This is a genomic window from Dorea acetigenes, assembly GCF_025567385.1.
GTDB lineage: Bacteria > Bacillota > Clostridia > Lachnospirales > Lachnospiraceae > Claveliimonas > Claveliimonas acetigenes.
In genome coordinates, this window is record NZ_JAOQJU010000007.1 from 95,414 (window position 1) to 115,355 (window position 19,942).

A 19,942-nucleotide genomic window follows, 5' to 3' on the forward strand; every position below is an offset into this window, starting at 1 on the left:
TTCCGGGATACCGGATCAAAGCTTGTTCACCGCATCCCGTAGATATGGATTATCCAGCTCATAAGCCTTCTCCTCTTCTACAACTCCTGCAAGTTTCGGATCGATAGGCATCTTGCCAAGTACTGGGATATTCAATCTGGCAGCGATCTCATCGATGTGGCTTTCTCCAAATACGGAAATCTTCTTTCCACAATCCGGACATTCCAGATAACTGTAATTCTCCACAATACCAAGCACCGGAATGTTCATTTTTTCTGCCATGTTATATGCTTTCTCTACAATCATCTGCACCAAATCCTGCGGAGAAGTGACAATCACCACCCCATCCACCGGAAGAGACTGGAATACAGTAAGCGGTACATCTCCGGTTCCCGGAGGCATATCAACAAAAAGGTAGTCCAGTTCTCCCCACATAACATCTGTCCAGAACTGCTTCACAACCCCCGCTATAACCGGTCCTCTCCAGATGACCGGATCAGATTCATGCTCCAGCAGAAGATTGACAGACATAATCCTGGTTCCGTCTTTCGCCTCGCAGGGAAAGATACCTCCCTCGCTTCCTTTCGCACTCTCATGTAATCCATACATCTTTGGAATAGACGGTCCTGTAATATCCGCATCCAGAATCCCCACTGCTAATCCCTGCTCCCGCATCATCCGCGCAAACGACGCAGTCACCATAGATTTCCCTACGCCGCCTTTCCCGCTGACAACGGCAATCACCTTATTAATATGAGAAAATGGATTTGCCGGTTCCTTCATATCTTCCGGCTTACTCCCACATGAATCTGCATGCGCACATCCGGCGCAGTCAGATGGGGAACATCCCTGCTGCTGTTCTTCCATAATTATACAACCTCTTTTCCATCCTGATTAAAAAATGTTCTTCTTATTCAACAACTGCAATCAATTCTACTTCGCAAAGCACGTTCTTTGGCAATGTCTTGACTGCGACACAGCTTCTGGCCGGTTTGGAAGTAAAGTACTTCGCATACACTTCATTAAATGCCGCAAAATCCCCCATATCAGCCACAAAACAAGTGGTTTTCAGTACGTGTTCAAAATCTGTCCCTGCCGCCTTCAGGATCTCTCCTAAGTTCTTGCATACTTGCTCCGTCTGTCCCTCAATAGTATCTGCTTCAATGGCATCCGTTGCCGGATTAATGGCAATCTGTCCTGCTGAATATAAAATCCCATTGTGGATATACCCCTGTGAATATGGTCCCAATGCCTTTGGTGCTTTCTCTGTTGCTACTACCTTCATACTTCTATCTCTCCTTTGCCTTTTCTAATAATTTCTGTGCAACACACACATCAAAGAGTCCCATCCCTACCGATTTAAAATAGGTGGTTTTCTTTGTAATCTCTTCTTCATCCGCCCCGGAACTTAAAAACTGATCCATTAAAACGATCCGATCCTGTGTCAGCCTTCCCGCAGCAATCGGCTGACTCAAATCCCCGCTCTCCTCACATGCATAGGGAAGTTCTATGTACACATTATCAACCAGATCCCAGACAGCATCGGGGATCTCCCGCATCTGGGGAGTATAAGAACCGATAGCAATGATACATTTGCCCGTAAGAAGCTCTCTGTCATCAGGAAGTACCGGCTCTGCGGAAGGTGTTGCTGTGCAGATAATGTCACTTGCCTTCACAAGCTCCTCTATCTTCTTACATTGTACTACTTCCACCTTCGGGTCTGCAATCGCTTCTTTTAACCGCTTCAGATAATCGGTAAGATCTCTGTCACTGTGATTAAACACATACACGGTATGAATCTCTCTCGCCGCGCAGGCATAAACCGCCTGATAGAAGCCCTGTACCCCTGCTCCCACGATTCCAACCGTATGGCAGTCCTTCCGTGACAGGTGACGGATTCCCACACCGCCTACTGCTCCGGTTCTCCATGCTGTAACTGCCTGTCCGTCCAGAACCGCCACCGGAGCACCTGTAGCATAATCATTCAAAAGGACGACTCCATCAATAGATGGAAGCCCTAATTTAGAATTTTCAGGGAAAATGCTCAAAATCTTCGTTCCAATTATGTTTTTCGTGTAACACGGCATATACATCAGAGTCTTGTTCTCATGTTCCACCACCGGTCTTGGCGGCATAAAATATGCCCCGGCCCCGAAAATCCGATAGGCTTCTTCAATCACATCCATCATCTCGTCCGGCTCTGCCAAAGCCGCAATCTCTTCTTTACTTAAAACAATCATTCCGGACGCCTCCTTTTCCTCCTTATGCATGGTTCGCCGCCTTATAAATCTCATACATATCCTGTGCATTCATTTTCTTAAAAGAACCCAGGCGAACCGTATCTCCCTTCGTGGCGCTGTCAGCAAGCTCACGCAGTACGGAATCCGGCTGTACCCCTATCTTCATCTGTCCAAGGCAGACCGGCATTCCCAGGGACCTGAAGAACTCTTCTGTCCGGGCAATAGCCTGAAGCGCCGCCGCTTCTTTTTCTTCTTCTCGAATTCCCCATACTTTCTCTCCGTAACGGGCAAATCTCTCCACATCCAGCTTATAGACGTAGCGCGCCCAGCTTCCCCACACAGCGGAAAGGGTCGCCCCATGAGCTTCGTCAAATCTCGCGCCAAGCTCATGTCCCAACTTATGATTCAGGAAATCCTTCGGTCTGCCAAGTCCTGTAATTCCATTGTGGGATAAGCTTCCGCACCACATAATCTCACTCATGGCATCATAATCTGCAGGATTCTCATAAGCTTTCGGTCCATTGGCAATTACCGTCCTTAAAAGCCCTTCCGCAATCTCATCCGTCATCTGATTTCCCTGGGATATCGGCGTAAAATACCGCTCCAGCGTGTGCATCATAATATCCACAAGACCACATGCTACCTGATATTTTGGAAGAGTAGCCGCCAGCTCCGGATTCATAATTGCAAATTTGGGCCTGTTAAAATCTGTACTAATCCCCTGCTTCCTGCCCGTCTCCTCATTAGTAAGAACCGCAGAATCACTGGTCTCACTTCCTGCAGCCGCAATCGTAAGAACCACTCCTACCGGAAGGGACTTTGTCACCGGTTCTTTCTGCATCCAGAATACGTCCCAGATATCCTTGTCCGGATTCGCCGCGCCATGCGCGACTGCCTTTGCCGTGTCAATAACACTTCCTCCGCCCACTGCTAATATCATGTCAGCCTGAAATGCAATTGCCTTCTTAACGCCTTCCCGCGCAAGTGAAAGCCTGGGATTCGGCTTCACGCCCGCAAGCTCCGTATAGGAAACCTGCTGCCCTTCCAGTTCCTTCTTTATTGTATCAAGAAGACCGCTCCTTACCACACTGCCTCCGCCATATACCAGCAGCACACGGTTTCCGCCCCACTTCTTCACAAGCTTCCCGGCTTCCTTCTGTGTATCTCTTCCAAACACAATCTCTGTCGGAGAATACTGCGTAAAATTATACATAAAACAAACCTCCTTATATCCAACACTTATCAAGTATTGTAACATAAGGAGGTGTCAAATTCAATTATTCCTGCTCTTTATATTTGCTGACTGCAAGGCCTGCAGACAGGATTGCCGCAGCAAACAGAAGCTGTATCCCGATTCCCTGAAAAATGGTTGTCTTCTGGGCCACAGTAAATTCTGCATTACTTCCTATTATTTCATTTACTATTTCATACCAGTACACGGGAAGAAAATGTGCAAATGCCCGCACCCCTTTTCCCAGAACACTCATAGATACGAACACCCCACAGGTAAAACTCATCCCCAAGGAAATGACATTTACCACCCCGTTAATAACCTCTTCCTTCTCCACCAGCACGCCAATCAGGAAAGAAATCGCCAGAGACACCAGCGTAAGTACAAAAGAATTAAGCAGATAGTAAATCAGATTGCCATCCTGCAGAAATTCTTTTCCATAAAGGGCTAACGGCATACACATACAGATAATCCAGAGTACAGCGCCAATAACCAGATACGCTGCCACAAGCTGCACATTCTGGCTGCGAAGAGAGACCGCCGAACAGAGCATCCGCCTTCTCACGTCCTTCTTTCTGTAAGCGACCATAACAAAACCAATAATATAACACAATACAGAAAGAATCATGTAAGGAAGATACTGAAACAGAAACGCATGGGGCGCCATCTGACCGCCATGTCCGTTTTTATCAATCAAGGTTACGTCCGTACTGATTTCTCCGATCCGACCCACTTCAGCTATTGCTTCCTCTGTGGAAAATCCGGCTGCCTTCAACACTCTCACATCGTTTAAAAATGTATCAATCTGCTGATCCACATAAAAAGCAGTGGAAGCTCCCGGAATCTTCGTCGTCTTTAGCTTTTCTTCCCCCTCCAGGCATTTTTCTTCAAAATTTTCTGGAATTGTTACCACATAATAAATATTCCTGTAAAACAGATTTTCCTGGATGGTTTTCTTGTCATCCGCAATGTCTGTCAGATGATGCTTCCCACCCAGATAACTTGCAAGCCCTCTTGCAAGCTCTCCTCCATCCCGGTCAATCACAGCAATCTCAAGGCTTTCTTCTTCAAACTTTACCGTTCCTTCACCGCTGATCAGAACCTGTATCATAATACAAATTGTCATAAAAATAGCCAGATAGAGAAAGAACGTGAATATATTCCGTTTTACCAACGTCATAAATCCTTTAAATACTGTCATATCTTTCCCTCCTTGTCACCAGAAATGCAGTAAGTACAAAAATCACACTCATACATCCCAGAATTATAAGATTTCTCATCATCCGCCCGGTATCGCTGTACACCGCCATGCAATAATAAGAATCGCTCAGGACCGCCGCCGGATTGACACGGTTAAGAAGCGGACAATGCTGCTCAATGATATTTTTCATCTCTCCAAACATCAATCCCGCAAGAAAGCCCGGCAGCAAGGTAAACAGCACGCAAAAGCCCATCCGCATACTGAACGATACCCTGTTGATGCATCCAAGCAAAATCCCCATAGATACTCCGATCATGCTTCCCATCAGATTCACCAATATAATCGCCCCGGGATTTCCGCCCAGATCAATTCCCAGGACAAACCTCACGTATACTGTCAGAATCATAATATTTACAAAGTGAATGCCAAACATTACCAGGAAATTACTCACCAGCATTTTCATTTTATGAGTCGGCGTAATGCAATTCCTTGCCCCCAACGCTGACAGATTCGCCTGGATGTCACGGCATCCCTTCACTCCCAGGAACGCTCCCGATAGGCAGGCATAGGCAATCAACGCGAAGAAATAGCTGATGTTCGGGTTCAGCGTCCTTCCGCCCACGCTCACTTCTTCCGTCGTCTCCCGCCAGTCTTCCAGCTCTCCCATCGCATCCGCCAGGCCTTCCGGATGCTTCTCGCCGACTGCCAGAGCTATTTCCGTATTTTTCCGGTAAGTATCCAGAAGTGCTTTCAGAATACTCTGCTCAATCCCTGACTTCGCCACAATCAGTTCCGGTTCTTTTGCCACGGAAAATATCCCTTCCACCTCATCCGCCTTCAAAGCATCCAGTGCATCGTCCTTACTCATAGGCTCCAATGCAACAATATCTCCATCCAGTGCATCCAGATAAGCGAGAAATGCTTGTGCGCTGCCGGAAGTGTTCTCTTCCACCACCGCCACTGCAATCACATCCATATCTTCTCCCATATCACTGTTCCCAAAGGATATATAAAACAGTGTCCCCAGAATAATCGGGAAAGCAAGCGCCCAGAACATGGTCACATGTTCCCTGACGGTCTGCCTGAATTGATACTTTATCAAATGCAACATCTGTATCCCCTCCTAATCCCGCAGTTCTTTCCCGGTAATTTCCAGAAAAACATCGTTCAATGTCGGAAGCTCCGAGTACACTCTTCCAAATGCAATATCCTTTTCTTCCAGATAATGAAGGATTCTAAGCAGATTATGCTTTGCCCCGCTCAAACGGATCTTCAAAATCTGCTCTTCATAGAAAATGTCAAATACATGGGGAAGCTCTTTTATCTCCTGAAGTTCCTTGTCTCCCAGGGCGATTGCCTCGATTGTCACCGTCTCTCCGGTTTTAATCATGCCTTTCAGCTCTTCTTTTGTCCCCGTAGCAAGAACCCTTCCTTTATCCATGATTGAGATCCGGGTACAAATCTGTTCCACCTCTTCCATATAGTGAGAAGTATAGATAATGGTAGAACCCTGACGGTTCAGCTCCAGAATCCCTTCCAATATCTTATTCCTACTCTGTGGATCTACCGCAACCGTCGGCTCATCCATAATAATTAATTTCGGTTTGTGTACGATACCACAGGCTATATTCAACCGTCTCAGAAGCCCGCCCGACAATTTACCCGGACGCTTCTTTCTATAATCTTCCAGCCCCACAAATTGAATCGCCTCTTCTGTCAGTGCTTTTCTCTTCTTTTTATCCTTTATGTACAATCCACAAAAATAGTCAACATTTTCCCAGACAGACATCTGCTCAAAAACGGCAACATTTTGCATCACCACACCAATATTCTTCTTAATTTCATAACTGTCCGGGCGCATTTCTTCCCCCATAATCTGAATGCTTCCTTTATCATATTTCAAAAGAGCCAGCATACAGTTAATTGCCGTCGTCTTTCCGGAACCATTTGGCCCCAAAAGCCCATAAATCTCTCCTTCTTTTATCTCCAGATTCAGGTGATCCAGCGCCACCAGGTCGTCATATCTTTTCACCAGATTCGTAATTGTAACCATAAAATCCTCCTCTCTGACATTTGTCACTTGTAGTATAACCGTTCCCGCCTTATAATGATAGTGTCAGGTGTCAGCACTTCATATGACAATTGTCATATAAAAACCGGCGACGAGGGGGCCATATGAGCAGAATTCTCGACAGAATCATTTTACTTATATATTGTCTGGGCGCTGTATTACTGCAGGAAGCAGATACAGCCTTTCTTGCCGCCTTTCTTTCTGCCGTCATCTATTCCTTTCTGGGGTATTATTTCAGGCAGCGAAGCCTCCACATTATACTGGCTGCATTTTATATAAGCTTTGCTATCTTCTTCCCCACTTTTCTTCTGTTTTTTCCCGTCATCCTGTACGGATTTGCAGAAGACAAGTTATTCCTCTCTCTTATCTTAGTGGTGGAATTCTGCCTTTTTCATTTCCACCACGCTCCATGGCGTCTCCTGCCCTTCCTGATACTGGGAAGCGCAATTACACTCTGGCTGGATCACCAAACTTCTCTGTATGAGATGCTTGACGCAGAATTTAAAAAAATGCGGGACGACTCTGTAGAACGGAATCTCTTGTTGAAACAGAAGAACCAGTCACTGCTGGAAAAACAAAATTACGAAATCTACAATGCTGTTCTGAAGGAACGCAACCGAATTGCAAGAGAAATCCATGATAATACCGGACATATGCTTTCCCGCTCTATTCTGCTAACCGGAGCAGCGAAAGCAATCAATAAAGAAGAAGGCTTAACCCCTCTCCTCTCCCAACTGGAAGAGACTCTGAACACTGCCATGACCGATATAAGGAAAAGTGTTCACGATCTACACGATGAGTCTGTCAACCTGAAGGAAACTCTGGATAATCTTATAGAATCTTTTTCTTTCTGCCCCGCTGTAATGGAGTACGATATGGGTTTTCAAATACCGCAAGCTGTCAGATATGGTTTTATTGCTATTATAAGAGAAGCCCTGAACAATGTCATAAAGCACAGCAACGCCGACCGGGTACACATCCTCGTCCGTGAACATCCTGCACTCTATCAGCTTATCATTGAGGATAATGGTACGGATATCAAAACTTCTAAGCTGACAGACGGAACAGGGATGGGGCTGACTAATATAAAAGACCGTGTAGATTCTCTGGATGGGAATCTGCAGATTCAGATAGAAAACGGATTCCGCATCTTTATTACCATACCAAAAAAGGAGGCTCTCTAAAATGATAAATATATTGATTGTCGATGACGATATTCTAGTTGCCGGTGCTTTAAAAACCATCCTGGAAACGGATGGTTCTGTCTGTGTATGCGGAACCGGCACAGACGGGAAAGACGCCGTTTCCCTGTACCGAAAGCACAAACCGGACGTACTTCTTATGGACATTCGCATGAGGGAAATGAGCGGGCTGGAAGCATCCGAGCAAATTCTTTCTGAATTCCCGAATGCTAAGATTCTCCTCCTTACCACCTTCTCCGACGACGAATATATCGTGAAAGCATTAAAATTCGGCGTAAAGGGATATCTTCTCAAACAGGATTATACCAGCATTGTTCCTGCAATTAAAGCTGTCTGCACCGGACAGACCGTTTTCGGACTTGAGATTGTATCCCGCATTCCTGATCTTCTTCAAAAAAAGTCAAAATTTAATTATGACGACTACGAAATAAGCGAACGGGAATATAAGATCATAACCCTCGTCGCAGACGGATTAAGCAACCGTGAAATCGCAGAAAAATTATATCTGAGTGAAGGAACCGTGCGGAATTATCTGAGTAGTATCCTGGATAAGCTATGCCTGCGGGACCGGACGCAGCTTGCCATATTCTACTACCAACATCTGTAAACAAAGAAAAAGCCTCTGATGAATTAATCATCAAAGGCTTCTTTTACTTTATCCATAAATCCTTTTTTCTTAGGTTTTCCTTTGTCCTCACCCGACACCTGGTTCAGAGAATTTCCTGTCAGCTCATCGAATCTTCTCAGAGCTTCCTTCGCCTCTGCGCTCAGTCTCTCCGGTGTCTGAATTACCAGCGTCACATAATGATCGCCGCGCACCTGCGCATTCCGCACGGATGGCACGCCTTTTCCTTTCAGACGGACCTTGGTATCTGTCTTGGTTCCTGGTTTTATATTATACAATACTTCTCCGTCTACTGTCTTGATGCGGATGTCTCCGCCAAGCGCTGCCTGGGCAAAACTAATCGGCACGGTAGAGAAAATATGCATATCCTGCCGCTGGAAAATCGGATGTCTGGATACCGTCACCTCTACCAGCAAATCTCCTCTCGGTCCGCCATTGACACCCGGCTCACCTTTTTCACGGATTCTTACACTCTGCCCGTTATCGATACCAGCCGGAATAGATACGGATATCTTCTTCTTGCTTGCCGTGTAACCTGTTCCTCCACAATCCGGACATTTCTCACGAATCACCTTACCGGTTCCCCGGCAATCCGGACAAGTCTGGACATTCTGAACCGTTCCGAAGAAGGACTGCTGTGTATAGACAATCTGTCCTTTACCGCCACATTTTGAACAAGTCTCCGGCGATGTCCCCGGCTTCGCTCCAGTACCATTACATTTACTGCAAGGTTCCTTTAACACGACCTCCAGCTCTTTCTCGCACCCAAAAACCGCTTCTTCAAAGGTAATACGCACACCTTTGCGGATATTCGCACCCTTCATCGGTCCCTGGCTCGCACGTCCGCTTCTTCTGCCACCGCCAAACAAATCGCCAAAAATGTCGCCAAAGATATCACTGAAATCAGCTCCGTTGAAGTCAAATCCACCGAAACCTCCCGCTCCGCCTGCTCCACCTTCAAATGCAGCATGACCATACTGATCATACTGCCGGCGTTTCTCCGGATCACTTAAGACTGCATAAGCTTCGGATGCTTCTTTGAACTTTTTTTCAGCTTCAGCATCACCCGGATTCATATCCGGGTGATACTTTTTGGCTACTTTTCTATACGCTTTTTTAAGAGTCGCTTCGTCAGCATCTTTAGCGACGCCCAACACTTCATAGTAATCTCTCTTTGTCTCAGCCATGTTTATACTTCCTTATAATCTCCGTCTACTACATCATCGCCTGCGAATCCATCCGGCGCCGGACCTGCTCCTGCTCCCATGTCAGGGCCTGCTCCCTGTGTACCTGCGGCTCCTGCCGCTCCGGCCTGTTCATAAACCTTGGTAAACAGCTTCTGGGCGCTTGCCATCAGCTTCTCCTTGCCGGCTTTCATCTCTGCAACCTGCGCATCGGATATATCATCCATATTAATCTTTGCAAGCAGATCTTCCAGCTCTTTGCAGTCAGCCTCAACCGCTGCCTTATCTGCTGCATCCAGCTTATCTCCTACTTCTTCCATTGCCTTTCTGGTCTGGAATACCATAGCGTCTGCATCATTCTTTGCGTCAATACCTTCTTTACGCTTCTTATCCTGCGCCTCAAATGCCGCTGCTTCTTTTACAGCTTTATCAATGTCTTCGTCGGACATGTTAGAACCTGCCGTAATCGTAATATGCTGTTCTTTTCCGGTTCCAAGGTCTTTCGCAGAAACATTTACAATACCATTGGCATCAATATCGAAAGTAACTTCAATCTGCGGGATTCCACGCGGTGCCGGCGGAATTCCATCCAGTCTGAACTGTCCGAGAGACTTATTGTCTCTTGCAAACTGTCTCTCACCCTGTACGACGTTAATATCTACTGCTGTCTGGTTATCTGCTGCCGTAGAGAAAATCTGGCTCTTCTTTGTAGGAATCGTCGTATTTCTCTCAATCAGCCTTGTTGCAACACCACCCATTGTCTCGATGGAAAGAGAAAGCGGAGTTACATCCAGAAGAAGGATGTCGCCTGCGCCTGCATCTCCGGCTAATTTACCGCCCTGTACAGAAGCGCCGAGCGCTACACATTCATCCGGGTTCAAAGACTTGCTCGGCTCTTTTCCTGTAAGCTGTCTTACCTTATCCTGTACCGCCGGGATACGTGTAGAACCGCCTACCAAAAGTACCTGACCCAGCTCAGAAGCTGTAATTCCCGCATCAGATAATGCTCTTGTCACAGGCTCTGCTGTCTTCTCTACCAGGTCATGTGTCAGCTCATCAAACTTAGCTCTTGTAAGATTCATATCAAAATGCTTCGGACCCTCCGCTGTAGCTGTAATGAACGGCAGATTAATATTGGTTGTTGTAGCAGAAGATAATTCCTTCTTCGCCTTCTCTGCCGCTTCTTTCAATCTCTGGAGTGCCATTTTATCTACAGACAGATCTACGCCTTCCATCTTCTTAAACTCAGCCAGCATATAATCTGTAATCTTCTGGTCGAAGTCATCTCCGCCCAATCTGTTATTGCCCGCTGTGGAAAGTACTTCGATAACACCGTCGCCGATTTCAATGATAGATACATCAAATGTACCGCCGCCAAGGTCGTATACCATGATCTTCTGCTCTTTTTCATTATCCAGGCCATATGCAAGAGCCGCTGCCGTAGGCTCGTTGATAATACGCTTTACATCAAGGCCTGCAATCTTACCTGCGTCCTTGGTAGCCTGACGCTGTGCATCGTTAAAATAAGCCGGAACGGTAATGACTGCTTCCGTAACCTTCTCTCCAAGATATCCTTCTGCATCTGCTTTCAGTTTCTGCAGAATCATTGCGGAAATCTCCTGCGGAGAATATTTCTTACCATCAATTGTCACTTTATAATCTGAACCCATCTCTCTCTTAATAGAAGAGATTGTCTTCTCTGCGTTCGTTACTGCCTGACGCTTTGCCGGCTCGCCCACCAGACGCTCACCTGTCTTTGTAAATGCAACTACGGACGGTGTTGTTCTCGCGCCTTCTGTGTTTGCGATGACTACCGGCTGTCCGCCTTCCATAACGGCAACACAGCTATTTGTTGTACCTAAGTCAATACCAATTATTTTTCCCATGATTCTATTCCTCCTATAATGAATTTAAATTACCAATATTAATTCGCAACCTTGACCATACTGTGTCTCACTACGGAGTCACGATACATATATCCTTTTTGGAATTCTTCGGCTACGATATTTTCCCCGAAGCTCTCATCTTCCACATGCATAACTGCATTGTGGAAATCAGGATTAAATTCCTGACCGACAGCCTCTATGGGCTTTACGCCTGCCTCTTCCAGTGTCGTCATAAGCTGCTTATAAACCTTCTCCATTCCCTGAACGAATGGATTTTCTTTTTCTTCTCCGGCCACCGCTGCAAGCCCTCTCTCAAAATTGTCTACAACCGGAAGAATCTTTTCTATGATATCTTTCGCCCCTACTTCGTACATCTGGGACTTCTCCCTTTCTGTACGCTTGCGGAAGTTATCAAACTCTGCCATCTGACGGGTAAGTTTATCCGTCAGCTCTTCTATTTTCTCATCTTTCTTATCTTTTTTATTCTTTTTCCCGAAAAACTTGTTCTTTTTCTGTCCATCCTCTGACGGTTCTTCCTCAGAACCATCCTCAGGCTCCTGTCCGTCCTCCGGGACATCCTCTGCCGTCTCTGCGCCAGTCTCTTCCTCAGCCGGAGTCTTCTCAGCATTTTCCTGCTGCGCTGCTTTCTTCGCCTCTTCGACGGCTTCTTTCACCATCTCTTCCTGACTCTTCTCCTGATTCATTTCCTGATTTTTATCCAAGGGTCCTTCCACCTTTCTTACACTTTTTTATGGAAAATCGCATCCAGCTCATTCTGCAAATGCTTCAGCGATTTTAATACATGTTCATAATCCATCCGCTTCGGTCCGATAATACCAATTGTTCCCTTCATACCATCTCCCAATTCATAAGTTGCAGTTACAACGCTGCAGTCTTTCATGGTCTGAACCGGTGTCTCATCTCCGATATATACCTGAATTCCGGTATTCTCTTCCTGTGACAGTGTCTGTGTCACCAGTTCGGTAAGCTGCTGCTTCTCTTCAAATGCACTGATGATTTCCTGCGCACTCTGCTTATCCGAAAGTTCCGGATATTTGAAAATATTGGTCGCCCCGCTGGTGTAGATCTGCATATCCTCGTCGATCTGGATAGCATCAGCCACAGCATCCAACACATTACTAATTACCTTACTGTGAATCCCTGCCTGCTCCTTCAGCCTTGCAATCAGCCCCAGATTAATCTCTTCTATGGACATACCATTAAGTGTGGTATTCAGCAACATATTCAGCTTGAGAAGATTTTCACTGCTAAGCTCTTCGCCTACGGTAATGATTTTGTTCTTAATCACATTGCCTCCCAGCACGATCACTGCAATAATCTGCTCTTCATCAACCTGTGAAAGCTGAATAAACTTAATCTTATTAGCACTGTTCATGGGAGTCGAAATCATTGTAGCATAATTGGTGTTGTTCGCGAGAACCTTTGCTGCCTGCTTCAGAAGAAGTTCCATCTTATCTGCCTTCTCAAGCATCTGTTCCTGCATCTCATTGAGCTCCTGCTCCTTCTCCTCCATCAGCATATCTACATATAACCGGTAACCTTTGTCAGAAGGAATCCGCCCTGCGGATGTGTGAGGCTGTAGAATATAGCCAAGCTCTTCCAGATCCGCCATCTCATTTCTGATGGTAGCAGAACTCAGATTCAAATCCGTATATTTGGAAATGGTTCTTGAACCTACCGGCTCGCCTGTTTCCAAATATGTCTGGATGATTGCGTGTAATATTTTCATCTTTCTCTCACCCAGCTGGTCTTTCGCCTGCATCTCTTCGCCTCCTTCTTCTTTCTGTTAGCACTCATTTAATCCGAGTGCTAATCTTTACGACTATTAATTTAGCACTACTGCTTTCATTTGTCAACACTGTTTATATTTTTTTTATTTTGTTAATTGGGGACGTAGTAAAGCGACGCTTTACTACGTCCCCAATTAACATTTGTGGTGTACCCAACTGTCATTTCCCCTGTACCTATCTATCCACTATCCACTTTATTATAAACATCCGTACACAATTTTTCTGCTCTTCGTACACCTATTTTTAATTTCTCGCACAATCTTTTTATGTACTCTTTCCTGTTTTCCTTTTCTTCAAATACCTGATGCAATAACGTCAGCTTCTTTTCTTCATATAACTTTTCTGCAATATATAATGCAAGCTCCATATATTGCAATTTCACATCATCCGAATAATCTAAAAATAATTCTGTTTGCCGTATTCTATGAAAATCTTCAAACTCAGAATAATCACGAAAATGTTCTTTATATATACGAATTGCTTTTGAATCCAATATGCCTGTCGTTTCTGTCATATAATCTGCCATACTGCTATATTTATAGCGCACCGGATTTTTTACCATATTAGCTTTCACAGGATTCAGATGAATATATCTTAAACATGTCCAAAAATATCTGTCATTCTCAATACACTCACTCATGAAACGATTTTGAAAGACATGTCCATTTCGACGATGTTTATAATTATAATAGGATGCGTACTCTGCTAAAACCTTAGCCATGAACAAAGATAATACTTCGATTTCTGCCCGAATGATAAAATGGGCATGATTAGACATAATACAATATGAATATATTTCAACTTCCAGTTTCTCAAGATGTTTTAAAATAATCTTTTTTAAGTAAAGTTTTTCACGCTGCATATAAAATATTTTTTCTTTATTTATTCCTTTTACTACAACATGATAAATACCTGTTGCACTCTTTTTTCGTCTGCATGTTGCCATTTCAGCCCTCCTTCCGTCTAATCAGGTACAGGGCAAAATGCAGTTGGGTACACCACAAATGTTAATTGCAGACGTAGTAAAGCGACGCTTTACTACGTCTGCAATTAACTAGCTCAGTTCCACCTTTGCCGCTTCGTCCGGCTTGAACTCATTCTCCAGATCGTAAATATTATGCCCGGTAGACTCACCCAGCACACGCCCCTCCAGAGAATAACAGCGGATAAAGCGCTTTACGTCAATGCTTGACCAATGCTCTACATCCCAGCTCATATATCCGTCTTCGTCGGATTTTTTCTCTTTCAAGTACAGATCCACCTGGCGTCCATCCCGCATCAACTGAATCAATCCCCGTGTTCCGTCAACTTCTAATTCTACTTTTTTTACTGTGTCATATACTTTCATTTGCATTCCCTCCACTTATGCATTGAGATACTTTTACATCGGTATACGATGATATCACTTATAGAAATTATACATTTTGTTATCTAAAAACTCAATGCTGTTTGCGGATAAATTCCATCCATTCTTTGATTTCTTTTTCTTTGCCGTTATCCCCCGGTTCATAAAACCTGGCATCTTTAATTTCATCCGGCAGGTACTGCTGTTCTACATAGTGATGTGGATAATCGTGAGCATATTTGTAGCCGACCCCATGCCCCAGCTTCTGGGATCCGCCGTAATGTGCATCCTGCAAATGTGCCGGAACTGTTGTTTTATACTGCCTTACATTTTGGGTTGCCGCCGTGATTGCATTCACCGCCGAATTGCTCTTCGGAGCAGTCGCCACATACAGCACCGCCTGTGACAGGATAATCTGTGCCTCCGGCATTCCTACCCGCTCCACTGCCTGAGCCGCGGATACCGCTACCGTCAGCGCCATAGGATCTGCATTCCCCACGTCCTCTGACGCGCAGATCATAATTCTCCTGGCAATAAACTTAATATCTTCCCCGGCATAAAGCATTTTCGCCAGATAATAAACTGCAGCATCAGGGTCTGAACCACGCATACTTTTTATAAATGCAGAAATCGTATCGTAATGATTGTCCCCTGTCTTATCATAGCGGACCACCCGCTTCTGGATACATTCACCTGCCACATCCAGCGTCAGATGTATCTTTCCATCCTCACTCCGTTCTGTGGTAAGAATTCCCAATTCCACTGCATTTAACGCATTTCTCGCATCTCCGCCTGCAATATCTGCAAGAAATTCCAGGGCATCCTCGTCTATCTCTGCATGATAGCTCCCCATTCCCTTTTCTTTGTCATACACCGCCCGTTTCAACAATATTTTAATATCTTCTTTACTAAGAGGATACAATTCAAAAATGCTGGAACGGGAAAGTAACGCTCCATTTACCTCAAAATAAGGATTTTCCGTGGTCGCGCCAATCAGGATAATTGTCCCATCCTCTACAAAAGGAAGGAGATAGTCTTGCTGTCCTTTATTAAAACGATGAATCTCATCTATGAAAAGAATGGTTTTCTTCCGGTACATCCCCTGCAGTTCTTTCGCCTGCTTCACCACTTCTTCCATATCCTTCTTCCCTGCCACCGTCGCATTAATTTGGGTAAATTCTGCACTGGTGGTATTGGCAATTACCTTCGCCAGGGTGGTCTTGCCCGTTCCCGGCGGTCCGTAGAAGATAACGGAACTGATCTTATCTGCCTTAATTGCTCTGTACAGCAGCTTGTCCTTCCCGATAATATGCTGCTGCCCGACCACCTCTTCTAACGTCGTCGGCCTCAATCTGGATGCAAGCGGTGATTCCTTTTCCATATTTTGTTCCCTGACATAGTCAAATAAATCCATAGTTATCCCTCTGGTTCTTCTTTCTCTTTGTTTTCTCTAGTTTCCTGATTCATCCTGTAACCCCGCAAGATCTCTGATTACTTCCCCGGCAATCAAAAGCCCTGCCACCGGGGGCACGAAAGAAATGCTGCCGGGTATGCTTCTTCTGGCGCCGGAAGCTTCTCCCGTCTCCCGTCCGGAAGTATCCACAGGCTTTTCTCTGGAATACAAGACCTTCAGATGCCTGATTCCCCTTGCCCGCAGTTCTTTCCGCATCACCTTGCAGAGCGGACAAACCGAGGTTTTGCTGATATCTGTTATCTCAAATAATTCACCATGCAGCTTGTTGCCGGTTCCCATACTGCTGATTATAGGGATCTGGTATTCCGCAGCCTTCTGTACGAGAGCCAGTTTCGCCGTCACCGTATCGATGGCGTCCACTATATAGTCCACATGCTCTCTGAATAAACAGTCTATATTCTCCGGCATCACAAACATCTCATAGGTTCTTACCTCCGTATCCGGACAAATATCTTCAATTCTTTTTTTCATAACTTTCGTCTTGTATTCTCCAACCGTACTGTGATATGCAATAGATTGCCTATTAATATTTGTCAATGATACCGTATCATTGTCTACCAGAATCAACTTCCCCACACCGCACCTTGCAAGTGCTTCAATACAATGAGAGCCTACGCCCCCCACTCCCAGCACCATCACTGCCGAATCTTTCAGCTTCCCAAGCTTTTCTCTTCCCACTAATAATTCTGTCCTGGAAAATTCATGTATCATGTCTTTTTCTCCACTTCCATTCTTCTGTTATCATTGTCCCACCTTCTATACCCTGATTTTATCAGCAGGCATGGAACCATCAGTTCATAAGCAGCTCATCTACCGTGACGAATTCAAAGCCTCTTTCCGCCAAAATATCCACAATACGCAGCGCAGCTTCTACAGAACTTTTATAACAGTCATGCAATAGAATAATATCATTTTCTTCCGCTTCCGTCACTACCTTATTCACAATTTCATCTACGTTCTCTGTGGTCCAGTCCAACGGATCCACCGTCCACATAACCGGCATTACTTCAAGCTCCAGCTCTAAATCACGCTGCCACAGCCCAAAGGGCGGCCGCATATACTCCGTATGTTTCCCTGTAATTGAATAAATCTCCTGATCCGCATCCATAATTTCCTGATAGGCCGCTTCATTCGATACTTTGGTTATTTCAACATGATGATAAGTATGATTACCGATCAAATGTCCTTCTTCATCAAGCCGCTTTACCAGATCCGGATTTTTCTTTGCATTTTCTCCAATCAGGAAAAAAGTAGCCTTTACTCCCCGTTCTTTCAATCCATCCAAAAGTATAGGCGTCCAACTACTGCTTGGTCCGTCATCAAAGGTCAGCGCAATCTTGGGCGGCTCCGTCACCATGGACGAGCTGACGTAGGCCGCCGCCTCTGCAAATTCTTCTCCCCGGATGATATCCGGTTCCACCTTTCCGTCCACATCGTCTGCATTTTCCATAAGAAATCCTGTCTGCCCTCCTACAGCCAGCGAAACGATTAAAACCAATGAATATGCAAGAATTTTTTTCCAATATTTCTTCACGCCAACTCTCTCCTTTGCGCCGGATTCTTCTTCATATATATGAAAATGCCGAAAACAGTATGTTGCTCATTGCATTATAAATTGCCGGATGTTATAATAGGCGCTGCTACTTATATGGAAAACAAAGGAGGAAAATGTCATGAGTAGTCCAACAATTTCTAAAAATAAAATGGGAATTATGCCTGTTCCAAAATTGTTGATTTCTATGTCATTACCTATGATGATTTCTATGCTGGTACAAGCGCTCTACAATATCGTAGACAGTATGTTCGTCGCACAGCTCAGCGAGGACGCATTGACGGCCGTATCGCTTGCCTTTCCTGTGCAGAACCTTATGATTGCCGTTTCTGCAGGAACAGGTGTCGGTATCAATTCTTTACTTTCCCGATGTCTGGGCGAAAAAAAATTTGACGAAGCCAACGCTGCAGCCAGAAACGGAATTTTTCTTGCAATTTTAAGCGCTATTGTATTTGGAATCATCGGAGACGCGGGTGCCCGCCTGTTCTTTACCCTTCAAACAGACAATCCCGTCATTTCAGAATACGGAACCCAATATATGGTCGTCATCAGCACAATGTCCATCGGAGTTTTCATGCAGGTAACTTTTGAACGGCTGATGCAATCCACCGGAAAAACCATTTACAATATGATTACCCAGGGTACGGGAGCCATTCTTAATATTATCCTGGATCCCATTTTAATTTTCGGTCTTTTCGGTTTCCCAAGACTGGAAGTCAGGGGTGCGGCCATTGCCACAGTAATCGGGCAGATTGCAGCCTGTCTTATGTCATTTTTCTTTAATCTGAAGAAAAATAAAGAAATCAACATTAATATGCGCCATTTCCGTCCACAGAGAGAAACCATTGCCGCCATCTACAAAGTGGGCGTCCCTTCCATAATTATGCAGGCAATCAGTTCTGTTATGACATTTGGGATGAATAAAATCCTTCTGATGTTTTCTTCTACTGCTGCTGCTGTTTTCGGTGTATATTTCAAGCTGCAAAGCTTTGTATTCATGCCTGTGTTCGGGCTGAACAATGGAATGATTCCTATTATAGCTTACAACTACGGGGCACAGAACAAAAAACGGATCACCCGGACAATCAAACTCAGTATCATCATCGCCGTTTCTATCATGATAGTCGGATTGATTGTTTTTCAGGTTGCACCGGGATTTTTGCTGCGCAATCTTTTTGATGCATCAGACCGTATGTTGGAAATCGGCATTCCTGCACTGCGAATTATCTCTCTGAGCTTTGTTTTTGCCGGTTACTCGATTGTGGCAAGTTCCGTATTTCAAGCTCTGGGAAATGGAGTATACAGCCTGATTGTATCCGCTGCCAGACAACTATTTGTTATCCTGCCCCTGGCTTATATCTTCTCCATTACTTTTGGGCTTCATATGATATGGTGGGCAATCCCCATTGCCGAAATTGTATCGCTTATTCTTTGTACGGTGCTTCTTTTTCGGATTTACCGGTTAAAGATTAAGCCAATCAAAAATTAGCAGGTAATAAAAGAGGATGTCTCTTCGGTCATTTGATGACTTTCAGAGCATCCTCTTCTTTTTATGCCTTTATTTCTTCTTTCTTACACTGAAGCCAAATGTTCCCTTTTTCTTGCCCAGCCCAAAGTATTCTCCATGAGAATAGGCAAGAAGTCCCGTATCATTCAGTTCAAATTTGCCATTCGCCTTCATATACTTCTTATCCACGTGCACTGCCAGCACTTCTGCCAGGAACATATGATGACTGCCCAGCTCCTTTATCTCTGTCACCCGGCACTCTATATTGACCGGGCTCTCCTCTATCATCGGAGCATAAGACAGCTTCTCTGCTTTCACCGGCGTCAGTTTCATGGCCTTCCATTTGTCCACATCTTTTCCTGATTTCACACCACACCAGTCCGCCGCACGGGCAAGGGATTCTGTCGTCAGATTTACCACAAATTCTCCCGTCTCTTTTATCATATGATAACTGTAGCGTTCAGGCCTTACCGAAATATATAGCATCGCCGGGTTGGTACAGATGGTTCCTGTCCATGCAACCGTGATGATATTCGGCTCCCCCTTCTTATCTGCCGCACTTACCATGACCGCCGGAAGCGGATAGAGCATATTCCCCGGCTTCCACGTCTCTTTTTCCATTCTTTTCCTCCCG

20 protein-coding genes are annotated in these 19,942 nt (G+C 45.0%); 3 read left to right on the top strand and 17 right to left on the bottom strand.

Annotated features, from left to right (window positions below):
• Nucleotides 1–15: 15 nt before the first annotated feature.
• The 7 genes from OCV99_RS08170 to OCV99_RS08200 all read right to left on the bottom strand — a co-directional run bounded on the left by OCV99_RS08170 (nt 16) and on the right by OCV99_RS08200 (nt 6,704).
• Nucleotides 16–846: an Mrp/NBP35 family ATP-binding protein gene (locus tag OCV99_RS08170; RefSeq protein WP_158369602.1), complete on the bottom strand. Its 831-nt coding sequence runs from the start codon at nt 844–846 to the stop codon at nt 16–18.
• Between the two features lie 43 nt (nt 847–889).
• Nucleotides 890–1,264, bottom strand: a complete 375-nt coding sequence (locus OCV99_RS08175) for a RidA family protein (RefSeq protein WP_158369604.1) — start codon at nt 1,262–1,264, stop codon at nt 890–892.
• A gap of 4 nt (nt 1,265–1,268) precedes the next feature.
• A complete protein-coding gene (locus tag OCV99_RS08180; RefSeq protein ID WP_158369606.1) occupies nt 1,269–2,219 on the bottom strand; it encodes an ornithine cyclodeaminase family protein in 951 nt (316 codons plus the stop codon).
• A 22-nt stretch (nt 2,220–2,241) separates the two neighbouring features.
• Nucleotides 2,242–3,432, bottom strand: coding sequence for an iron-containing alcohol dehydrogenase (locus OCV99_RS08185; protein ID WP_158369608.1), 1,191 nt, complete (start codon nt 3,430–3,432; stop codon nt 2,242–2,244).
• Nucleotides 3,433–3,496: 64 nt separating this feature from the next.
• Entirely contained in the window at nt 3,497–4,651 is a 1,155-nt protein-coding gene (locus OCV99_RS08190) for an ABC transporter permease (RefSeq protein ID WP_158369610.1), read from the bottom strand.
• Complete coding sequence (locus OCV99_RS08195) at nt 4,638–5,762, bottom strand: ABC transporter permease (RefSeq protein WP_158369612.1); 1,125 nt, start codon at nt 5,760–5,762, stop codon at nt 4,638–4,640. Before OCV99_RS08195 ends, OCV99_RS08190 begins: the two co-directional genes overlap by 14 nt.
• A gap of 12 nt (nt 5,763–5,774) precedes the next feature.
• Nucleotides 5,775–6,704 (bottom strand): ABC transporter ATP-binding protein, encoded by a 930-nt coding sequence (locus OCV99_RS08200; protein ID WP_158369614.1) that lies wholly within the window; start codon nt 6,702–6,704, stop codon nt 5,775–5,777.
• 122 nt (nt 6,705–6,826) lie between these two features.
• Here OCV99_RS08200 and OCV99_RS08205 point away from each other — a divergent pair, with 122 nt between their 5' ends.
• Together OCV99_RS08205 and OCV99_RS08210 are read left to right on the top strand one after the other, a co-directional pair.
• Nucleotides 6,827–7,906 (top strand): sensor histidine kinase, encoded by a 1,080-nt coding sequence (locus OCV99_RS08205; RefSeq protein WP_158369616.1) that lies wholly within the window; start codon nt 6,827–6,829, stop codon nt 7,904–7,906.
• A 4-nt stretch (nt 7,907–7,910) separates the two neighbouring features.
• On the top strand, nt 7,911–8,531 hold the full coding sequence (locus OCV99_RS08210; protein ID WP_158369661.1) for a response regulator: 621 nt from the start codon (nt 7,911–7,913) through the stop codon (nt 8,529–8,531).
• Between the two features lie 23 nt (nt 8,532–8,554).
• Here the strand turns inward: OCV99_RS08210 and dnaJ are convergent, their stop codons facing one another.
• The 9 genes from dnaJ to OCV99_RS08255 all read right to left on the bottom strand — a co-directional run bounded on the left by dnaJ (nt 8,555) and on the right by OCV99_RS08255 (nt 17,783).
• A complete protein-coding gene (dnaJ, locus tag OCV99_RS08215) occupies nt 8,555–9,736 on the bottom strand; it encodes a molecular chaperone DnaJ (RefSeq protein ID WP_158369618.1) in 1,182 nt (393 codons plus the stop codon).
• A 2-nt stretch (nt 9,737–9,738) separates the two neighbouring features.
• On the bottom strand, nt 9,739–11,619 hold the full coding sequence (gene dnaK / locus OCV99_RS08220) for a molecular chaperone DnaK (protein ID WP_158369620.1): 1,881 nt from the start codon (nt 11,617–11,619) through the stop codon (nt 9,739–9,741).
• Nucleotides 11,620–11,657: 38 nt separating this feature from the next.
• Nucleotides 11,658–12,323, bottom strand: a complete 666-nt coding sequence (gene grpE, locus OCV99_RS08225; RefSeq protein WP_158369663.1) for a nucleotide exchange factor GrpE — start codon at nt 12,321–12,323, stop codon at nt 11,658–11,660.
• 35 nt (nt 12,324–12,358) lie between these two features.
• Entirely contained in the window at nt 12,359–13,402 is a 1,044-nt protein-coding gene (gene hrcA, locus OCV99_RS08230; protein WP_158369622.1) for a heat-inducible transcriptional repressor HrcA, read from the bottom strand.
• 206 nt (nt 13,403–13,608) lie between these two features.
• A complete protein-coding gene (locus tag OCV99_RS08235) occupies nt 13,609–14,376 on the bottom strand; it encodes a transposase (protein WP_158369624.1) in 768 nt (255 codons plus the stop codon).
• A gap of 108 nt (nt 14,377–14,484) precedes the next feature.
• On the bottom strand, nt 14,485–14,778 hold the full coding sequence (locus OCV99_RS08240) for a hypothetical protein (protein ID WP_158369626.1): 294 nt from the start codon (nt 14,776–14,778) through the stop codon (nt 14,485–14,487).
• A 91-nt stretch (nt 14,779–14,869) separates the two neighbouring features.
• Nucleotides 14,870–16,189, bottom strand: coding sequence for a replication-associated recombination protein A (locus OCV99_RS08245; protein ID WP_158369628.1), 1,320 nt, complete (start codon nt 16,187–16,189; stop codon nt 14,870–14,872).
• A 36-nt stretch (nt 16,190–16,225) separates the two neighbouring features.
• Nucleotides 16,226–16,960 carry a tRNA threonylcarbamoyladenosine dehydratase gene (locus tag OCV99_RS08250; RefSeq protein WP_158369630.1) on the bottom strand — a complete coding sequence of 245 codons (735 nt, stop codon included), beginning with the start codon at nt 16,958–16,960 and terminating at the stop codon, nt 16,226–16,228.
• A 79-nt stretch (nt 16,961–17,039) separates the two neighbouring features.
• Nucleotides 17,040–17,783 carry a polysaccharide deacetylase family protein gene (locus tag OCV99_RS08255; protein ID WP_227192390.1) on the bottom strand — a complete coding sequence of 248 codons (744 nt, stop codon included), beginning with the start codon at nt 17,781–17,783 and terminating at the stop codon, nt 17,040–17,042.
• A 139-nt stretch (nt 17,784–17,922) separates the two neighbouring features.
• Here OCV99_RS08255 and OCV99_RS08260 point away from each other — a divergent pair, with 139 nt between their 5' ends.
• Nucleotides 17,923–19,290, top strand: a complete 1,368-nt coding sequence (locus OCV99_RS08260; protein WP_158369632.1) for an MATE family efflux transporter — start codon at nt 17,923–17,925, stop codon at nt 19,288–19,290.
• A gap of 69 nt (nt 19,291–19,359) precedes the next feature.
• Here the strand turns inward: OCV99_RS08260 and OCV99_RS08265 are convergent, their stop codons facing one another.
• On the bottom strand, nt 19,360–19,929 hold the full coding sequence (locus tag OCV99_RS08265; protein ID WP_158369634.1) for a flavin reductase family protein: 570 nt from the start codon (nt 19,927–19,929) through the stop codon (nt 19,360–19,362).
• Nucleotides 19,930–19,942: the final 13 nt, after the last annotated feature.